The following is a 16910-nucleotide window of genomic DNA, read 5'->3' as shown; positions in this document are numbered from 1 at the left end:
GCTTAGTCGTTGCGGGCGGATTTGAACAGGTACAGGAAGACGAACAGTGATCCGATGGATGTGGTGACGATGCCGACGGGAAGTTCCTGCGGGGCCAGCAGCAAGCGCGACAGGATGTCGGAGAGCGTCAGCAGGATCGCACCCACGATGGCCGAGGTTACCAACAGATTGCGGTGCAGTGTTCCGGCAATGCCTCGGGCGATGTGAGGGACCATCAGGCCGACAAAGCCAATGACGCCCGCGACCGAGACAAAGCTTGCCGTGGCCAGAGCCGCAACAAAGAACATCCGAAACCTCAGGCCCTGAACCGGGATACCCAGCGTAGCAGCAGTGAAATCCCCGGTCAGCAGCGCGTCCAGCCAGCGGCTGCGGTAGAGTGAATAGCCCAGGATCATCGCAAGCCCGATCAGGACAAGGGGAAAGGTCTCCCACCGCGCGAGGCCAAGACCGCCCAGCATCCAGAAGATCACCGAATGCGCGGCACGACTGTCGCCGGAAAAAATCAGATAGTTGGTGATGGCAGAAAACAGGAACGAGACCGCAAGCCCTGCAAGGATCAGCTTTTCCGGCGCGCTTGTGCGCAAGCCCTGAACCAGCGCGAGAACGATGCCTGACGCGATCAAGCCGCCACAGAAGGCAGCAAGCGGCAGGGTCCAGATGCCAAGCACGTCCCCGGTTACCGTGATGACCAGAACCGCCCCGGCGGCTGCGCCCGAAGACAGGCCAAACAGAAACGGGTCGGCCAGATCGTTGCGCGTGGTCGTTTGCAGCACCACGCCGACCACACCCAGACCAGCGCCAATGACCGCCGCGAATAGGGCGCGGGGCAGGCGCAGGTCGAACACGATCCGATGCAGGGGGGACATCTCGCCTTCGGTCAATCCGGTGCCCAGCATGATCGCTGTGCCTACGTCTGCGACAGGAATGGATGTCGTGCCATAGACAACGGACAGCAGCAAAAGGGCGGTCAGAATGACCGCCCCCAGCAGGACCGCACGCCCCGTTTGAGCCATTTTAGTTGAGCTCCGGGTGCATGGCCGAAACCATCTTTTCGATGGCGTCGATATTTGCCGGTCCCGGTGTCAGCTCTTCATAGCGCAGACCGATCCAGCGTTCGTTCTTGACGGCATCGGTCAGGGACATGGCCGGATGCTCCTGCAGGAACTTGAACGTGTCTTCGGCACCGTTCCCGGTCTGATAGTCCAGTAGGACCAGAAATTCGGGGTTTGCGGCGGCCACTGCTTCCCATGAGGTGCGACCCCAGCTGGTGTCCATGTCATGGGTGACGCTGACACCGCCCGCAGCCTCGATCATGGCGTCTGGAATGGCGAATTTACCGGCGGTAAAGGGCGCATCGGCGGGACCGTCCAGCAGGAAGACGCGGGGTTTCGGCAGGTCTGCGGTTTTGGATTCGATGGCCGCCAGCTGGTCTTTCCAGCCCGAAACCAACGCTTCGGCCTTGTCTTCCACATGCATCACCTTGCCCAGACGCAGCACGTCATCGAACAGAAGGTCCATGCTGGCTTCGGGGCGGTCCTTGTTCAGGTGAACGCAGCTTTCGGTCAGGACCATGGTTTTGATGCCAAAGGGTTCCAGCGTGTCGGGGGTGACTTCGCCACCCGGCTGCATGCCGTAATACCAACCGGCAAAGAACATATCCGGCTCGACCGCGACCAGATTTTCGACGGTGGGGTATTTGGGCGCCAGTTCCGGGATGTCACCGCGTTTTGCATCGAAATCCGGGCTGGTCTTGTACCAGCCGGTAATGCCGGTCAGGCCGACAATCTTGTCCTGCAAACCCAGCGCAAAGGCCATGTCGGTCATGTTCATGTCGTGCACGACAATCCGCTCGGGCGTGCCGTCGAACACCAGTGGTTCTCCGCAATTGTCGACGGTCACTTCATGTGCCGCCGCACCACTCGCGAGGCCCGAAACAAGGACTACGGACCAGAATTTCTGCATCATCAAATTCTCCTGTTAAGATGACAGCTTTCGTTTTCGGATATCCAGCGCCGGGATCACGCGCCCTTCGTGCTGGAAACACAGGTAGTCAACGCCAAACGTATCGCGCACACGCTCGGGTGTTAGAACTTCGGGAACCGGGCCGAAGCCGGTCATGCGGGTTGCCTTCATCAAAGCGACATGGGTGGCGAATTCGGGGATCATGACCAGATCGTGCACGATCATCACAACCGTCACGCCCAGTTCGGCCACCAGCGACAGCATGTGGCCCTTGGCGTCGGGGTCGAGGTGGTTTGTCGGCTCGTCCAGAAACAAAAGCGATGGCCTTTGCGCCAGAGCCCGTGCGATATGCGCCCGCTGACGTTCCCCGCCGGACAGACGTTGCATCGGTTTATCGGCCAGCGGGACCAGTTCGGTGATCTCAAGCACCCGCTCAAGATCGGCCTTATGATCCTCGGCGGACCGGTCGGCCTGAATCGGGATTTGCCCAAGGGCCACATAGTCGCGCAGTTTCAACCGGCCGTCAGGCAGTTCCTGCTGCCCGACCACGGCGATGGTGCGTGCCCGTTCCGGGGCGGACAATTGACGCAGGCTTTGCCCCTTGATCGTCACATCGCCCAGGGCCAGACGTTCAAGGCCGCAAAGCAGGTTCAACAGCGTGGTTTTCCCGGCCCCGTTTGGCCCGGCAACGGCCAGGATCGACCCCTCATCCAACGAGAAGGAGACATCCTGTAGCAACACATCCCCGTTCAGGGCGTAGTATTCCAGACCTTTGGCAACCAGAAAACTCATGCCTCACCCTTCGATGACAGGCGCGGCAGACGCGCCAGAGTTTTGTAAAGCAGGGCAGGGGGCCGGTCGGTTGCGCTGGTCCAGCCGTCGTCACTGTCGCGGAACTGACGGGCAAAGGCGGCAATCGCGTCCAGATCGGCTGGGCTTTGGATATCGCCGAACAGATACTGCGCCTTGCCTTCGGCTTGCAGCCCAACGGTCATGGGGCGTTCGCACCCTGCCATGCAGGCAATCAACCGGGTCGCAAACTCCGGTGGTAGGGTTGCGTCCAAACTGGCCTTGGCTGCCTTGGCTTCGATTTCACCCTGACAGGTCGAACAGATCAGGACGAAGTGGTCAGCTTGGGATGACATGGCTGTCCCCGCTGCGGAAACCGCGCGAAAAGAAGACGCCACGCCCGCAGGCGAAAAATTGAGCCATCAAATCCTCCTTCCAGGACGCCCCGCCCCGGGTTGGTTGCACAGGTGATGGCAGGTCTCCTGACTTGCGGGTCGTGGCTTGGCCAACCTTCCCGACCTGTTCAGGCCAGTGGTGATTTGGCGTCGCTCTGCGCTTACAGTTGCGGGGGCAGTCACGGATTTGGCCGCAGGGCCGCACCGTATTCCCATTTTCATCCCGCAGGCATCGCTACGGGAACCATCGCTGGTCAGCTAGTCTGTCGCGGATTTAATTGTCAAGCGTTCTGGCCGAGATTTTGGCGACGCGGACTGAGTGTTTAGTAGTCCGCAACCAGCAAAAATTCCGGCGCTGCGTCCTCTTCAATGGTCGCGAACCGGGGGATCGGTTGCTCGAACACATTGTCCGTGCGGTCGTCATTGACGGTTGAGACTTCACCGATCAGACAATCGCCACGCTCGGCCCAGAAGGCATGCCAGATACCGGGCATCAGGGTAACGCTTTCGCCGGGTTTCAAGCGCAGCAATTCGCCGGGCGTGATGGTCACGTCGCAGCCATCGCTGGGCACAACAACCGGATTGTCGCGATCAATGCCGCCTTCGGGGTCTGAGGCGTAGATCTCCATCACCAGATCACCGCCACCCCGGTTGATGATGTCCTCGGCCTTGATGATATGGCGGTGCATCGGAGACAATTGTTTGTCGCGCGAAATCAGCAGTTTCTCGGCATAGAGCATACCGCGACCCTGGTTCAGATCATTCACGTCGCCATTGCGCAGGGTGAACAGGAACAGGCCCAGCTCATCAAACTTGCCCTGACCGTAATCGGTAATGTCCCAGCCCAACCCTCGGGCGCGGATCGTGTCGGCCTTTGCGCTGCGCATCTGATCAGGGGACCAGTCGGCGAAGGGCGGCAGGACCGCGCCGAAGGATTTGATGAAGGCCTGCGCCTCGGTCTTGATGTCGTTGATGTCGGATCGTTTCATGTCGCTTCCCTCGTGGGATCAAAGCTCATGCGCCCAGGGCGGATTTGCCCCGGCGCGGGATACGGTGACGGCGGCGACATCGGCGCCCAGGGACAAAGCCGCGCGCAGGCTATCAGGTGTCAAGGCGCGCAGGCCCTCTTTGCTCAGGTGCCCGGCGCGGTGGAGTTCGGCCAAAACGCCCGCGTTGAACGTATCGCCGGCGCCCACAGTATCGATAACCTGCACCGGTTTGACCGCCACCGAGGTCTCGGACCCGTCCGCCAGATAGCCTGTCGCCCCCTGACTGCCGCGTGTCACAATCACCACGGACGGCCCGGCCTTCAGCAACAAGGGCACCTTCTCGGCATGGGTTTCCGGCCCGGGAATGATCCAATCCAGATCCTCGTCCGAAACCTTGACGATATCGGCCTGCGCGATCATGCGATTCAGGCGGGTGCGATAGCGGGTCTGGTCCTTGATGAACCCCGGCCGGATATTTGGGTCCAGCATCACCGCGCGGTCGCCGCCATGACGGTCGAGCAGCGCGGCATAGGCATCGGCACAGGGTTCACAGGCCAGACTGATCCCCCCCAGATACAGGGTCGAGGTCGCCAGCAATTGCTGCGGCACATCCTCGGGCTGCAACATTCGCCCCGCCGTGTTTTCATCAACAAAATTGTACGAGGCATGCCCATCCACCAGCTTCACAAAAGCCAAAGTGGTCGGGCGGTCGCTGACAATCACATGCGAGGTGTCCACATGGCTTGCCTTCAGCGTGTCCGCCAATTGCGCGCCAAACATATCCGAGGACAGGCCCGTCAGCATCCCCACCGGCGCGCCCAAGCGCCCCAGCGCGATGGCCGTGTTGAAAATTGCGCCGCCGGAATGGGGCACATAGCCCTGCGCGCCCGAATTGGTCGGTTCGGCGATCATGTCGATCAGGGCTTCGCCACAACACAGGATCATCCCGCGGTCCTTCTTTGGAAATGGTCACACGGTTTTACCGCATGAGCGCATTTTTACAGAAGTTGTTAGCGCCAACAATGCCAAATTCGACCTGTTCCGAGATATAAAGGTTCATCCCTTGCCGCAAATCGCTGAATCGCCCGCCTTGATTGAAGGCATCCAGAAAGCACTCGCCAAACAGCCAGCGGTTCTTCTCCGCCACACCGCCCACCAGAAACACGCCGCCCCGGGGGATCAAGGTGACGGACAGATCACCCAGCAGAGCGCCCAGATGGGTCGTGAACATCTCTGCCGCTTTGATGGCATGCGCATCCGATCCGTTGCGGGCGCCGTCAAGAATGTCCTTTGCCGACAGGTGAGGGGTGTCTGTCTGACCAGCCGCAATCGCGATGGACCGGTAGAGGACAGGCAGACCCGTGCCGCTCAGGAACATTTCAGCTTCAAGCGTCAGGTTGTCGCCAAAGAAACAGTCCGGCGCGATGTGGCGGGCAGCTTCGAAAATATCAACCTCGTCCCGGTGGCGCGGGGAGACACCGACATGACCGCCTTCGCCCGAGGCTGTGTGGTAATGTCCTTCCGAATACAACAGCGCCCCGACGCCCAGACCGGTCCCGGGGCCGACGACCAGACGGGTGCCGGTTGGCGGTGTAGGGTCGCCCTGCAGCACGGCCACATCGGCCTTCGTTGCCTCGGCCACGGACCATGCCGCAGCGGTGAAGTCGTTGATCACATAGGTATGCCGCGCACCTGTGGCCTTGGCTAACTCGGCCTCGGACAGGTCCAGATGGGCGTTTGTCAGTTGGATGACGCCATCCCGAACCGGGCCTGCACCTGCGGCGACAACGGCCTGAGGGTCGGTGCCGACGTCATCACGCAGGCTGTGGAACGCCTCCAGCAGGTCGGGCAGAGTCCCTGTCGGATGCTTGCGCAGATCCGTCAGCTCTCCGTTTGTGATGACCCCAAGCCGGGTGTTGGTGCCGCCGATATCTGCCACAAGGTTCCAATGCGCATGCACCGCACCTGCCGGTTGTGCCAGGGGCACCGCAACGGGTTCACCTTGCGCCAGCGCCGATTTCAGCGCGTTAAACGAGGCTTTGGGTCTGCGCTCCAGCGTGTCGAAATCCACATCGACCAACCCGAACCGCTTTTCATAGCCGAACGCCCATTCGTAATTGTCCAGCAGCGACCAGATGAAATACCCCTTGACCGGAACGCCCTGTTCCAGCGCAGTCTGCACCGCCGTAAGATGCTGATTCAAATACTCTATCCGGTCGTCATCCTGCTGCCGCTCGGGGCTGGCCATGCCGTTTTCGGTGACATAGATCGGCAGGTCCCCTGTGTAATCCCGCGCCGTGCGGGTCAGAAAACGGGAAAGGGCCGTCGGCTCGATCTCCCACCCCATCTGCGTTTTTGGCAGCGGGCCGGGCATCTCTTTCAGGCTGGGCCATGCGGTGTCGGACGGGGCGATCAGCTTGCGGGTGTAATAGTTCAGCCCACACCAATCGACTGGCGTTCCGATCGTTTCGAAATCGTCCTGCCAACCGGTTGGCAAGTGCTTTTCCAACCCGTCCAGCACATTCTGCGGGTAGGCTTTTTTGAAGACGCCACCCAGGAAGAACCGGTTGTAAATCCCATCATAAAGATCGGCGGCCTCGCGCGCTGTTGGGCTGCTGTCGGCGGGTTCGGCCCATTCCAGATTGAACACCGCGCCCAGATTGTTCATCCCCAGCCCCCGCATGGCCTGAATGGCGCGCCCATGGGCCAGCAGAACATGGTGCATGGCGCGCGCCGCCGCACGAATGTCGCGCATGCCGGGGGCGTGGTGCCCTTCGAAATGGCTCAACCAGCTCACGCACCAGGGCTCGTTGATCGGGGCGACGCTGTGCATACGGTCGCCGATGCGGCCCATGATGACCTCGGTGAAATCGGCGAACCACCCGGCAATATCGCGGTTGCGCCAGCCGCCGAGGTCGGCCAGGGCCGAAGGCAATTCCCAATGATAAAGCGTGGCGCAGGGGCGGATACCGCGATCCAGCAGCGCATCGGTCAGGCGGTCGTAGTAGTCCAGCCCGGCCTGATTGACCTGACCGCGCCCCTCGGGCATGACCCGCGCCCAGCTGGTTGAAAAGCGATAGCAATCAAACCCGGCATCGCGCACCAGATCGAAATCCTGCGGGAACCGGTTCAGGTGATCGCAGGCCAGATCGCCGTTTTCGCAGCGCACGACATTGCCGGGCGAGGCGGCGAAGGTGTCCCAATGGGTCTGGCCAGCGCCGCCCTTCGCGTGGCCTTCAATCTGATAGGCCGAAGTTGCCACACCAAAGAGAAAATCCTTGGGGAAATCAGCGCGGGTGTATTTCATTTTGTTACCTGCTTGGCACCGGGCCGGTTGATCTGCCCACGACCAGTTCCGCCTCGAGCAATTTGGTTTTGGTCGGATCGTTCGGGGACTTGATGCGCTCGATCAGCATGTCGGCGGCCAGTTCCCCTGCCTGACGTACGGATGAGCGTGTGGCTGTGAAAATGGGCACGTCCTGCCCGTTCTTGAGGTAGGACAGGTCGTCGTCATGGGCAATCACGGATACATCGTGGCCCATCTGCAAACCGGCCTCCTCCAAAGCGCGGCGCACACCAATGGCCGAGATCATGGAGGAGGTCAGGATTGCGGTGGGTGGATTGTCCAGCGCCAGCATGGCGCGGGTTTCGTGATGGCCGTAAACTTCGGTCATTTCGGCGCTGCGCATCAGATCGGGATCCAGCTCCAGCCCGGCCTGCGCCAGCGCAGCAAGATAGCCGTCGCGGCGGCGATGGGCGAAATCCATATCCTCAAGCCCGTTGATCAGCGCGATGCGGCGATGGCCCAGATCCAGCAAAAACCGGGTCGCGCGCTGAAACGAACTTTTGTTGTTCACGTCGATCCAGTCATAAGGCATGTCCACCCCAGTTGAACGTCCGTGCACGATAAACGGCACGGACATGCGGCTGAGCACTGAAATCCGATGCTCGTTCACCTTGGGACCTTGCAGCACGACCCCATCTACCGCGCCGCGTTGAAACAGGCTGCGATAAGCTTCTTCGATCGAGGTGTCGTCGGCATTAGTGAACATCATGTCATAGCCATGCTCGGCATATTTCTTTGCAGCACCGGCGACGAAATCCCCAAAAATCGGGTTCACCATTTCATGCTGGGATGAGCTGGGGATCACATGCCCGATCACCATGGATTTGCCCGTCGCCAGCCCTTTGGCCCGGCTGTTCGGTCGGTATCCATGTTTCTGCGCAGCGGCCTGAACCCGAACCCTCGTATCCTCGCTCACCTCCGGATAGCCGTTCAGCGCGCGGCTGACGGTTGTCTGTGAAAGACCCAGGATTTCCGAGAGCTGTTTCAGGTTCATGAGCGGTTCAAAGCGCCTTCAAATGAGGTGTTAAACTTGTTTTGTGGCCAAATCGACCATTCGTCAACCTGTATTCCGTCAATTCGAACTCTGCCAACCATAGTGCAGTATCAGAAACAGATTGTTGACAGAGGCTGAATGTTAGCGGATAAAGTTCCGCATCCAAAGCGCTTTGAAAAACGAATCTCAGAAGCGCGTTGTTGTCTTGGGAGGATTATTGATGAAACACTCGCTATATGCAGGCGCGGCGGTGCTCGCCCTGATGGCCGGGTCCGCGCATGCCGAAGGTGAAATGATTCACGCGGTCGGCGATGGAAACTTTGATTGGGATGGGTTGCAGGCTTTTGCCGATGCTCATGACCTGACCGGTCAGGACCTGACGATTTTCGGGCCATGGCTGGCGGGTGAGGGCGATTCTTTCGAGAACCTCGTGGCCTATTTCATCGATGCAACCGGCGCCAATGCCAGCTATGTCGGGTCGGATTCGCTGGAACAGCAGATCCTGATTGACGCTGCCGCCGGGTCGGCCCCCAACCTGACTGTCTTTCCGCAGCCCGGCCTTGCCGCCAACATGGCAAAGAACGGGTATCTGACACCTCTGGCCGAAGGGTCGGCGGATTGGATCAAAGAGAATTTTGCCGCCGGGCAGTCCTGGGTTGATCTTGGGACATTCGAGAATGCCGAAGGTGAAGACGGGTTCTACGGCTTCTTCTTCAATGTGAACGTGAAATCCCTGGTCTGGTACATCCCCGAGAATTTTGAGGATTTCGGTTACGAAGTGCCCCAGACCATGGAAGAGTTCAAAGCACTGATGGACCAGATGGTCGAAGATGGCGAAACGCCGCTTTGTGTTGGTCTGGCGTCTGGTGGTGCCACTGGCTGGCCCGCGACCGACTGGGTCGAGGATCTGATGCTGCGCACCCAGCCGCCCGAGGTTTATGACCAGTGGGTTTCGAACGAAATGAAGTTCGACGATCCGCGCGTGATCGCCGCGATCGAGGAATATGGCAGCTTCACCCGCAATGACGACTACGTCGTGGGTGATGCCGATGACACCGCCGCGATTGATTTCCGCGACAGCCCCAAGGGTCTGTTCGACAGCCCGCCGGCCTGCATGATGCACCGTCAGGCCTCGTTCATTCCGGCCTACTTCCCGGAAGGGACCGAACTGGGTGTGGATGCCGATTTCTTCTACTTCCCGGCCTATGCCGAGAAGGATCTGGGCACCCCGGTTCTGGGTGCGGGCACGCTGTTCACCATCACCAACCCGAACCCGGCGGCCGAGGCCTTCATGGAATTCCTCAAAACCCCCTTCGCGCATGAGATCATGATGTCGCAGGACGGGTTCCTGACCCCGCATCTGGGGGCAAACCCCGAGAACTACGCCAATGACACGCAGCGCGGACAGGGTGAGATTCTGACCAATGCCACCACCTTTCGCTTTGACGGCTCGGACCTGATGCCCGGTGCGGTCGGCGCGGGGACCTTCTGGACCGGTATGGTCGACTATTCGTCGGGCGCGAAAGATGCCGCCACAGTCACCGGCGAAATCCAGTCCTCGTGGGATGCCGCGAAGTAACTGATGTTATGGGGCGGCCCACCGGCTGCCCCGTTTCCAAACACATGAGGGCGTCATGACACCGGCACTTCAGGGCCTGCTGACCATCATCATCGGTGTGTCGGGTTGCGTGGGCTACTTCTACCTCTCGAACCAGTTTCTGGACAAAGTCCTGTTCCCGCCGCGCGGGCCGAATGCGGGACGCAACATCAACCGCGCGAACATGATCCGGCCCTGGCTGTTTCTGTTTCCCGCGCTGGCCGCACTTGGGCTGTATCTGGCCTATCCGGTGGTTGAAACCTTGCGTCTGTCCCTCACGGAACGCGTGCCCGGCGGCGGGTACAGATGGGTCGGGCTGGAAAACTACGGCCAGATGGCAGCCGAGCCGAAATTCTGGGAGGCCATGCGCAACAACATGCTGTGGCTGATCGTGGTGCCTGCGATGTCCACGGCCTTTGGTCTGCTGGTTGCGCAACTGACCGACCGCATCCGCTGGGGCAATCTTGCCAAATCGCTGATCTTCATGCCGATGGCGATTTCCTTCGTCGGTGCATCGGTCATCTGGAAACTGGTCTATGACGCCCGGCCAGCCGAACAGGACCAGATCGGCATCCTGAACGCGCTTTATATCTTCTTTGGCGGGACCGAGCCGCAGACCTGGCTGACGGTGCCGTTCTGGAACAGTTTCTTCCTGATGATCGTCCTGATCTGGATCCAAACCGGCTTTGCCATGGTGATCCTGTCGGCAGCCCTGCGGGGTATTCCCGAAGAAACGATCGAGGCCGCTATTCTGGACGGGGCGAACCCGTTTCAGATCTTTTTCAAGATCAAGGTGCCGCAGATCAAGACAACCATTCTGGTGGTCTGGACGACGATCACGATCACGGTGCTGAAGGTCTTTGACATCGTTTTTGCTATGACCAATGGCCAGTGGGAGACGCAGGTCCTGGCCAATTACATGTATGACAAGCTGTTCCGGGGCGATGACTGGGGGGTCGGTTCGGCCTCGGCCATGGTCATCATGCTGCTGGTAACCCCGATCCTTGTCTGGAACGTGCGCAATGCGCGCAAGGAAATGGAGTAGCGGGTATGAGCGATATTGCAGGAACCAAACCCGCCCTCAGATGGGTGGTTCATGGCTCGGTCATCTTTCTGGTCGTGTTGTGGCTGGTGCCGACACTGGGGCTGTTGATCTCTTCGTTCCGCACGGCGGATCAGATTTCCAGCAGCGGCTGGTGGCGCGCCATGTTCCCGTCGGAACAGAACCTGACGATCCGCGCCGCCGCGCCCGAAACTCAAGTGCAACAGGGTGATCTCTATGTGATCGAGGGCAACCTGTTCGACGAAGCGCAGCAGGCGACGATTTCAAAATGGGGGATCAGCGCGCGTGAGATTGATGCCTTTGCACCCGGCGATGTGGCGGAGTTGCGCAGGGGCGGTACAATCACCGTGGACGCAGACGGCAACTACCGAATGGAGAACTCCGAGGCGTTCACCGGCAATCGTGGCGCGCGTGTCTTTGTCACCGCCAAAGTACCGTCGGAATTCACGATGGAGAATTACGGCACTGTATTGCTGAGCAACAGCGGTGACGACAATATGGCCAAGGCGTTCTTCAATACGCTGACGGTGACGATCCCGGCGACGATCATCCCGATCCTTGTGGCGGCTTTTGCGGCCTATGCGCTGGCCTGGATGGATTTTCCGGGCCGGGCGCTGCTGATCGCGGCGGTGGTCGGCCTGCTGGTGGTGCCGTTGCAACTGGCGCTGATACCGCTGCTGAAATTCCACCTGAACATCGGGATCGGCAAAGGCTATCTGGGTGTCTGGCTGGCCCATACGGGCTTCGGGATGCCGTTGGCGATTTACCTGCTGCGCAACTACATGGCCGGATTGCCGCGTGATCTGATCGAAAACGCCCGCGTCGATGGCGCGACCGAGTTCCAGATCTTCACCAAGCTGATCCTGCCGCTCAGCTTCCCGGCGCTGGCTTCATTCGCGATCTTCCAGTTTCTGTGGACATGGAACGACCTGCTGGTCGCCAAGGTTTTCCTGATCGATGCAACCGGTCAGACCACCGTAATGACCAACCGGATTGTCGAGCTTTTGGGAACCCGAGGCGGCAATTGGGAAATCCTTGCGACAGCGGCCTTTGTGTCGATCTTCGTGCCGCTGGTCGTGTTCTTCGCAATGCAAAAATATCTGGTCCGGGGCCTGTTGGCCGGATCTGTCAAATAGAGGCGTCTGATGAACGTGCAAAACATCCAGGATATTTCCAATTCGACCAAAGCAACGTCCGAGTGGTGGCGCGGCGGTGTGATCTATCAGATCTATCCGCGCAGCTTTCAGGACAGCAATGGCGACGGGATCGGGGATCTGAAAGGCATCACTCAACGGCTCGATTACATCGCGTCGCTTGGCGTGGATGCGATCTGGATTTCGCCCTTCTTCAAATCTCCGATGAAGGATTTCGGTTACGATGTCAGCGACTATCGGGACGTGGACCCGATGTTCGGCACGCTGGCCGATTTTCAGGACCTGCTGGCCAAGGCCCATGCCAAGGGGCTGAAAGTCATGATCGATCTGGTGCTGTCGCATACTTCGGACCAGCATCCGTGGTTCAGCGAAAGTCGGGCCAGCCGAGACAATCCGAAATCCGATTGGTTTGTCTGGGCCGACCCCAAGCCGGACGGCACACCGCCCAACAACTGGCTGTCGATCTTTGGTGGCTCGGCCTGGCAATGGGATTCCCGTCGCCTGCAATACTACCTGCACAACTTTCTGACCTCGCAGCCGGACCTGAATTTTCACTGCGTTGAAGTGCAGGACGCGCTGCTGGACGTTGCCCGGTTCTGGCTGGATATGGGCGTTGACGGGTTCCGCCTGGACACCATCAACTTCTATTTCCACGACAAAGCGCTTAGGGACAATCCGGCGCTGCCCGAAGATCAGCGCAACGCCTCGATCGCGCCTGCGGTTAATCCGTATAACCATCAGGATCACCTGTTCTCAAAAAGCCAGCCGGAAAACATCGCGTTTCTGGAACGTCTTCGCGCATTGACCGACGAATATGAAGGCCGCGCCTGTCTGGGCGAGATCGGGGATGCCCAACGCGGGCTTGAGATCATGGGCGAATACACCACCGGCGATAAGCGAATGCATATGTGCTACGCGTTCGAGTTTTTGGAAAAGCGCGCGCTGACGGCCGACTACGCCAAGCAGGTCTTTGATCAGTTGGAAACGAAAGCAGGCGACGCCTGGCCTTGCTGGGCGTTTTCGAACCACGACGTCGCCCGCCATGCCTCGCGCTGGAATCTGACCGAGGCTGCCGCCCGGCAACATGCTGTGTTGATGATGTGCCTGCGCGGTTCAGCCTGTCTGTACCAGGGCGAAGAGCTGGGTCTGCACGAAGCGGATGTACCCTTTGAAAAGCTGCAAGACCCTTACGGCATCGAGTTCTGGCCCGAATACAAGGGGCGCGACGGTTGCAGGACGCCGATGGTTTGGGCCGCACAGGATGAACATTCCGGTTTCAGCGCAACTGAGCCATGGTTGCCGGTAAGCGGGGCGCAGGCTGAACAGGCGGTGGATCGGTTGGAAAATGATCCGATGTCGATGCTGAACCACTATCGCCGTGCCATTGCCTTGCGTCAGGCGCATTCCGCGTTGGCCTCGGGCACGCAGACGCGGATGGAGCAAACCGGACCGATCCTGACTTTCCTGCGTGAAGATGAAACCGAACTGGTGTTCTGCGCCTTCAATCTGGGCTCGGACAGTGCCGATCTGCGCCTGCCGGAAGGTAACTGGCGGCCAATTGGTCAGGACCTTGGCGCGGTGGATGGTACCGGGCAAGTCACACTGAACGAAGCACAATTCTGCCTGATGATCAGGGAAAAGGGGTAAAGCTATGTCTGAACTCAAGCTGACGGACGTTGCCAAGTCCTATGGTCCTGTTGATGTCCTGAAACATATCGATCTGGATATTGAACAGGGTGAGTTGATTGTCTTTGTCGGCCCCTCGGGCTGCGGTAAATCCACCTTGCTGCGGATGATCGCAGGGTTGGAAAAGATCTCTGGTGGCACGCTAGAGATCGAAGGGCAGGTCATGAACGAAGTCCCGCCTGCACAGCGCGGCATCGCCATGGTGTTCCAATCCTATGCGCTCTATCCGCATATGACCGTGCGCGAGAATATGGCATTTGCCCTGAAAATCGCCAAGATGCCAGCGTCCGAGATCGATGCCTCGGTCGAGCGCGCCGCCAAAATCCTTCAGCTTGAACCGTTTCTGGATCGCTTGCCCAAAGCGCTGTCAGGCGGTCAGCGGCAACGGGTTGCTATCGGGCGCGCGATTGTGCGCGACCCGAAGGTGTATCTGTTCGATGAACCGCTTTCGAACCTCGACGCCGCCCTTCGCGTGGCCACAAGGATCGAGATCGCGCGCCTGAAAGAGGCGATGCCTGACAGCACGATGATCTACGTGACCCACGATCAGGTCGAGGCGATGACGCTGGCCAGCCGGATCGTGGTTCTGGCCAATAAAGGGATTGCGCAGGTCGGCACGCCGCTGGAGCTTTATGAAACGCCGGACAATGAGTTTGTGGCGCAGTTCATCGGCTCGCCTTCGATGAACCTGTTGCCGGGCACAATCACAGGCACCGGGCAAATGACGACCGTTTCGCTAGCCTCCGGCGGCACGGCGATTTCGACAATCCCGACCGAGGCTGGGGACGAAGGCAAACAGGTCAATATTGGCGTTCGGCCCGAAGATTTTGTCCTGACCGACAGCGATCCGATCCTGTCCGGCACCGTCGATTTCACCGAAGCCTTGGGCGAGGTCACACTGCTTTATTTCGAGAAATCCGAAGGGGCAGAATCGGTCATCGCCAAACTGCCCGGCGTGCAACGAAACCTGCGGGGCCAGACCGCGTCGGTGACCGCCGCCCCGGACAAGGTGCATTTGTTCCACAACGGAATGTCGATGCGAAAATAACCGAAAACAAGGGCCGTGCGGAGTGCTTGACAAGCGCGCCCCTCGTATTCCACCATATTTGAAACGTTTCAATGGTGGGATATGCGTATTTCCGCGCAGCTTTACACAGTCCGGCATTGCGGGGGTCTGGCCGATCAGCTGGACATGGCAGCGACCTGCGGTTTTGCGGATGTCGAGACGACGGGCTTACACGAACTGACGCCGTCCCAGATGGCAGAGATCGTTCAACGCTCGGGCCTGCGGGTTCGGTCTGCCCATTTTGACTGGGAAGAGTTCGAAGACCGGTTTGACGAGGTCTCAGCGGTTCTGAACCTGTTGGATTGCCCGGTGGCGATCATGCCCTGGCTGTCACCAGAGATGCGTCCAAAATCTCGTGCAGACTGGTCCAAGGTGGCGCATCAGCTATCCGAATGGGCCACCCGTTTGGCCGCGCAGGGTGTCAGGCTGGGCTATCACAACCACGATTTCGATCTGCAGGGCGAGGCGGGTGACACCCCGCTTGATCTGATTCTGTCGCAAGGCAACATCTACTGGCAGCCCGATATTGGCTGGGTTGTGGCGGTGGGTCTGGATCCTGTGGTCATGGTTCAGCGCCACGCGGGTTCGATCCTGTCCATCCATGCCAAGGATGTCGATCCGACCGAGCAAGGCGATGATCGCTGGCGCGATCTGGGGCAGGGCGTCGTTGATTGGGAGCCTTTGTTGGCGGCCCTTGCGCGGACCGGCTGCGCGGATTTGTTTGTCGAACATGACGAAAGCACCGACCTCAAGGCCACGCTGGAAACCGGGCGCAGGTTTCTGGAACAACAGCTGAGGACAGCCGCGTAATGGCGCGGGCGACGATCAAGTCGATTGCCCGTCAAACGGGCTATTCGGTTGGAACCGTCTCGAACGCCTTGCGCGATGACGCATCTGTCAGGCGCGAAACGCGCGAGGCGATCCAGAAGGTTGCGCAAGAGCAGGGATACCGGGTCAATCTGGACGGCCTGAAACTGCGCACCAACAAATCCTATCGTATTGCGGTTCTGGTTGGCGTCTCGGCTCATGAGCCTGAGGAGTGGGAAGGTGTTGAATTCACACGTATTCTGTCCGGAATATCGGGCGCCTTGCAGGGCTCACGCTATCAACTGAGCGTATTCAGCGTCTCGAACTTGAACGGCGCCATGACCACTTTGCGCAATATCGTGCAAGAGGGTCTGGCCGATGGGGTGATCTTTTCGGGTACGCTCAGGAACGATCCGCGCATTGCGTATTTGCAAGCACAGAACTTTCCCTTTGTGACATATGGGATGAGCGATGCCACCCAACCCCACCCCTATGTTGATTTCGACAGTCAGGCGGCAGCATTTGATGCGACCCGGCGACTGATCCGTTTGGGGCACCGCAGGATCGCGCTGGTCAATCCACCGTCCGAGTTGATCTATGCGTCGCAACGGGAAGAGGGGTATGTGCAGGCTCTGACCGCTGCGCAGATCGGATTTTCCGAAGACCTCATGTTCAACGGGCCGACCACCGCGTTGTCGGGTGAAATGGCTTTCCAGACATTTACGAGGCTTTCAAACCCACCCACAGCAATCATCTGCGCCAATGAGGCGATGACGCTGGGCGTTTTGTCCTCGGCTGCCAAATCCGGCGTGCAGGTCGGGCGGGATGTGGTGGTAATATCGACCGACGATCTGCAACTCAGCCAGTATTTCGTGCCGCCGCCCAGCACCTACTACCTGCCGATCGGCGAAACCAGCCGTCTGCTGGGCGAGTTCATGCTGAAATCCCTGGACGGGGCCGACCCGTCAGAAATTCAAAAAAAGATCAGGCCCACCTTAATCGAGCGGCAACCTGACACCCCCGCGCCGGAACTGGCGCAATCCAACTGATCCAACAAAGGAG

The 16910-nt window shown here is 59.5% G+C and carries 15 protein-coding genes, 1 pseudogene and 1 riboswitch; of the genes and pseudogenes, 7 read left to right on the top strand and 9 right to left on the bottom strand.

Features of this window, described 5'->3' with window-relative positions:
• Positions 1 to 2: 2 nt before the first annotated feature.
• The 9 genes and pseudogenes from ACR0C9_RS13220 to ACR0C9_RS13180 form a co-directional block, all read right to left on the bottom strand.
• Complete coding sequence (locus ACR0C9_RS13220) at positions 3 to 1013, bottom strand: iron ABC transporter permease (protein ID WP_170453818.1); 1011 nt, start codon at positions 1011 to 1013, stop codon at positions 3 to 5.
• 1 nt (position 1014) lies between these two features.
• Positions 1015 to 1965 (bottom strand): ABC transporter substrate-binding protein, encoded by a 951-nt coding sequence (locus ACR0C9_RS13215; protein ID WP_480708484.1) that lies wholly within the window; start codon positions 1963 to 1965, stop codon positions 1015 to 1017.
• Between the two features lie 12 nt (positions 1966 to 1977).
• On the bottom strand, positions 1978 to 2754 hold the full coding sequence (locus tag ACR0C9_RS13210; RefSeq protein WP_480781205.1) for an ABC transporter ATP-binding protein: 777 nt from the start codon (positions 2752 to 2754) through the stop codon (positions 1978 to 1980).
• The gene (locus ACR0C9_RS13205) at positions 2751 to 3107 is read right to left on the bottom strand and encodes a DUF1636 family protein (protein ID WP_480781204.1); all 357 of its coding nucleotides are present in this window, start codon (positions 3105 to 3107) and stop codon (positions 2751 to 2753) included. The genes ACR0C9_RS13210 and ACR0C9_RS13205 overlap by 4 nt, the downstream gene beginning before the upstream one ends.
• A gap of 99 nt (positions 3108 to 3206) precedes the next feature.
• Positions 3207 to 3410: riboswitch (cobalamin riboswitch) on the bottom strand.
• A gap of 59 nt (positions 3411 to 3469) precedes the next feature.
• A complete protein-coding gene (locus tag ACR0C9_RS13200; RefSeq protein ID WP_170453815.1) occupies positions 3470 to 4135 on the bottom strand; it encodes a D-lyxose/D-mannose family sugar isomerase in 666 nt (221 codons plus the stop codon).
• Positions 4136 to 4153: 18 nt separating this feature from the next.
• Positions 4154 to 5080 (bottom strand): carbohydrate kinase family protein, encoded by a 927-nt coding sequence (locus ACR0C9_RS13195; RefSeq protein ID WP_170736078.1) that lies wholly within the window; start codon positions 5078 to 5080, stop codon positions 4154 to 4156.
• Positions 5081 to 5114: 34 nt separating this feature from the next.
• Positions 5115 to 6074 carry a glucokinase gene (locus ACR0C9_RS13190; RefSeq protein WP_480781275.1) on the bottom strand — a complete coding sequence of 320 codons (960 nt, stop codon included), beginning with the start codon at positions 6072 to 6074 and terminating at the stop codon, positions 5115 to 5117.
• 66 nt (positions 6075 to 6140) lie between these two features.
• Positions 6141 to 7442 (bottom strand): annotated as a pseudogene (locus ACR0C9_RS13185) (GH1 family beta-glucosidase); the annotation flags it as partial.
• Between the two features lie 4 nt (positions 7443 to 7446).
• Complete coding sequence (locus ACR0C9_RS13180; RefSeq protein WP_480781203.1) at positions 7447 to 8475, bottom strand: LacI family DNA-binding transcriptional regulator; 1029 nt, start codon at positions 8473 to 8475, stop codon at positions 7447 to 7449.
• Between the two features lie 220 nt (positions 8476 to 8695).
• Here ACR0C9_RS13180 and ACR0C9_RS13175 point away from each other — a divergent pair, with 220 nt between their 5' ends.
• From ACR0C9_RS13175 to ACR0C9_RS13145, 7 genes are all read left to right on the top strand, one after another.
• A complete protein-coding gene (locus ACR0C9_RS13175) occupies positions 8696 to 10054 on the top strand; it encodes an ABC transporter substrate-binding protein (RefSeq protein ID WP_170453811.1) in 1359 nt (452 codons plus the stop codon).
• Between the two features lie 55 nt (positions 10055 to 10109).
• Positions 10110 to 11117 carry a carbohydrate ABC transporter permease gene (locus ACR0C9_RS13170; RefSeq protein WP_170453810.1) on the top strand — a complete coding sequence of 336 codons (1008 nt, stop codon included), beginning with the start codon at positions 10110 to 10112 and terminating at the stop codon, positions 11115 to 11117.
• 5 nt (positions 11118 to 11122) lie between these two features.
• Positions 11123 to 12271: a carbohydrate ABC transporter permease gene (locus ACR0C9_RS13165; protein WP_480781202.1), complete on the top strand. Its 1149-nt coding sequence runs from the start codon at positions 11123 to 11125 to the stop codon at positions 12269 to 12271.
• 9 nt (positions 12272 to 12280) lie between these two features.
• Positions 12281 to 13936 (top strand): alpha-glucosidase, encoded by a 1656-nt coding sequence (locus ACR0C9_RS13160; protein WP_480781201.1) that lies wholly within the window; start codon positions 12281 to 12283, stop codon positions 13934 to 13936.
• Positions 13937 to 13940: 4 nt separating this feature from the next.
• Positions 13941 to 15023, top strand: coding sequence for a sn-glycerol-3-phosphate ABC transporter ATP-binding protein UgpC (locus ACR0C9_RS13155; protein ID WP_170522770.1), 1083 nt, complete (start codon positions 13941 to 13943; stop codon positions 15021 to 15023).
• Positions 15024 to 15104: 81 nt separating this feature from the next.
• Positions 15105 to 15851 carry a sugar phosphate isomerase/epimerase family protein gene (locus tag ACR0C9_RS13150; protein ID WP_480781200.1) on the top strand — a complete coding sequence of 249 codons (747 nt, stop codon included), beginning with the start codon at positions 15105 to 15107 and terminating at the stop codon, positions 15849 to 15851.
• Positions 15851 to 16897, top strand: a complete 1047-nt coding sequence (locus ACR0C9_RS13145; RefSeq protein WP_480781199.1) for a LacI family DNA-binding transcriptional regulator — start codon at positions 15851 to 15853, stop codon at positions 16895 to 16897. The genes ACR0C9_RS13150 and ACR0C9_RS13145 overlap by 1 nt, the downstream gene beginning before the upstream one ends.
• The last annotated feature ends 13 nt before the right edge of the window (positions 16898 to 16910 follow it).

The organism is Ruegeria sp. C12, from assembly GCF_056537745.1.
Note: the sequence above shows the minus strand (reverse complement) of the source record. Positions and strands in the feature narration are given on the sequence as shown.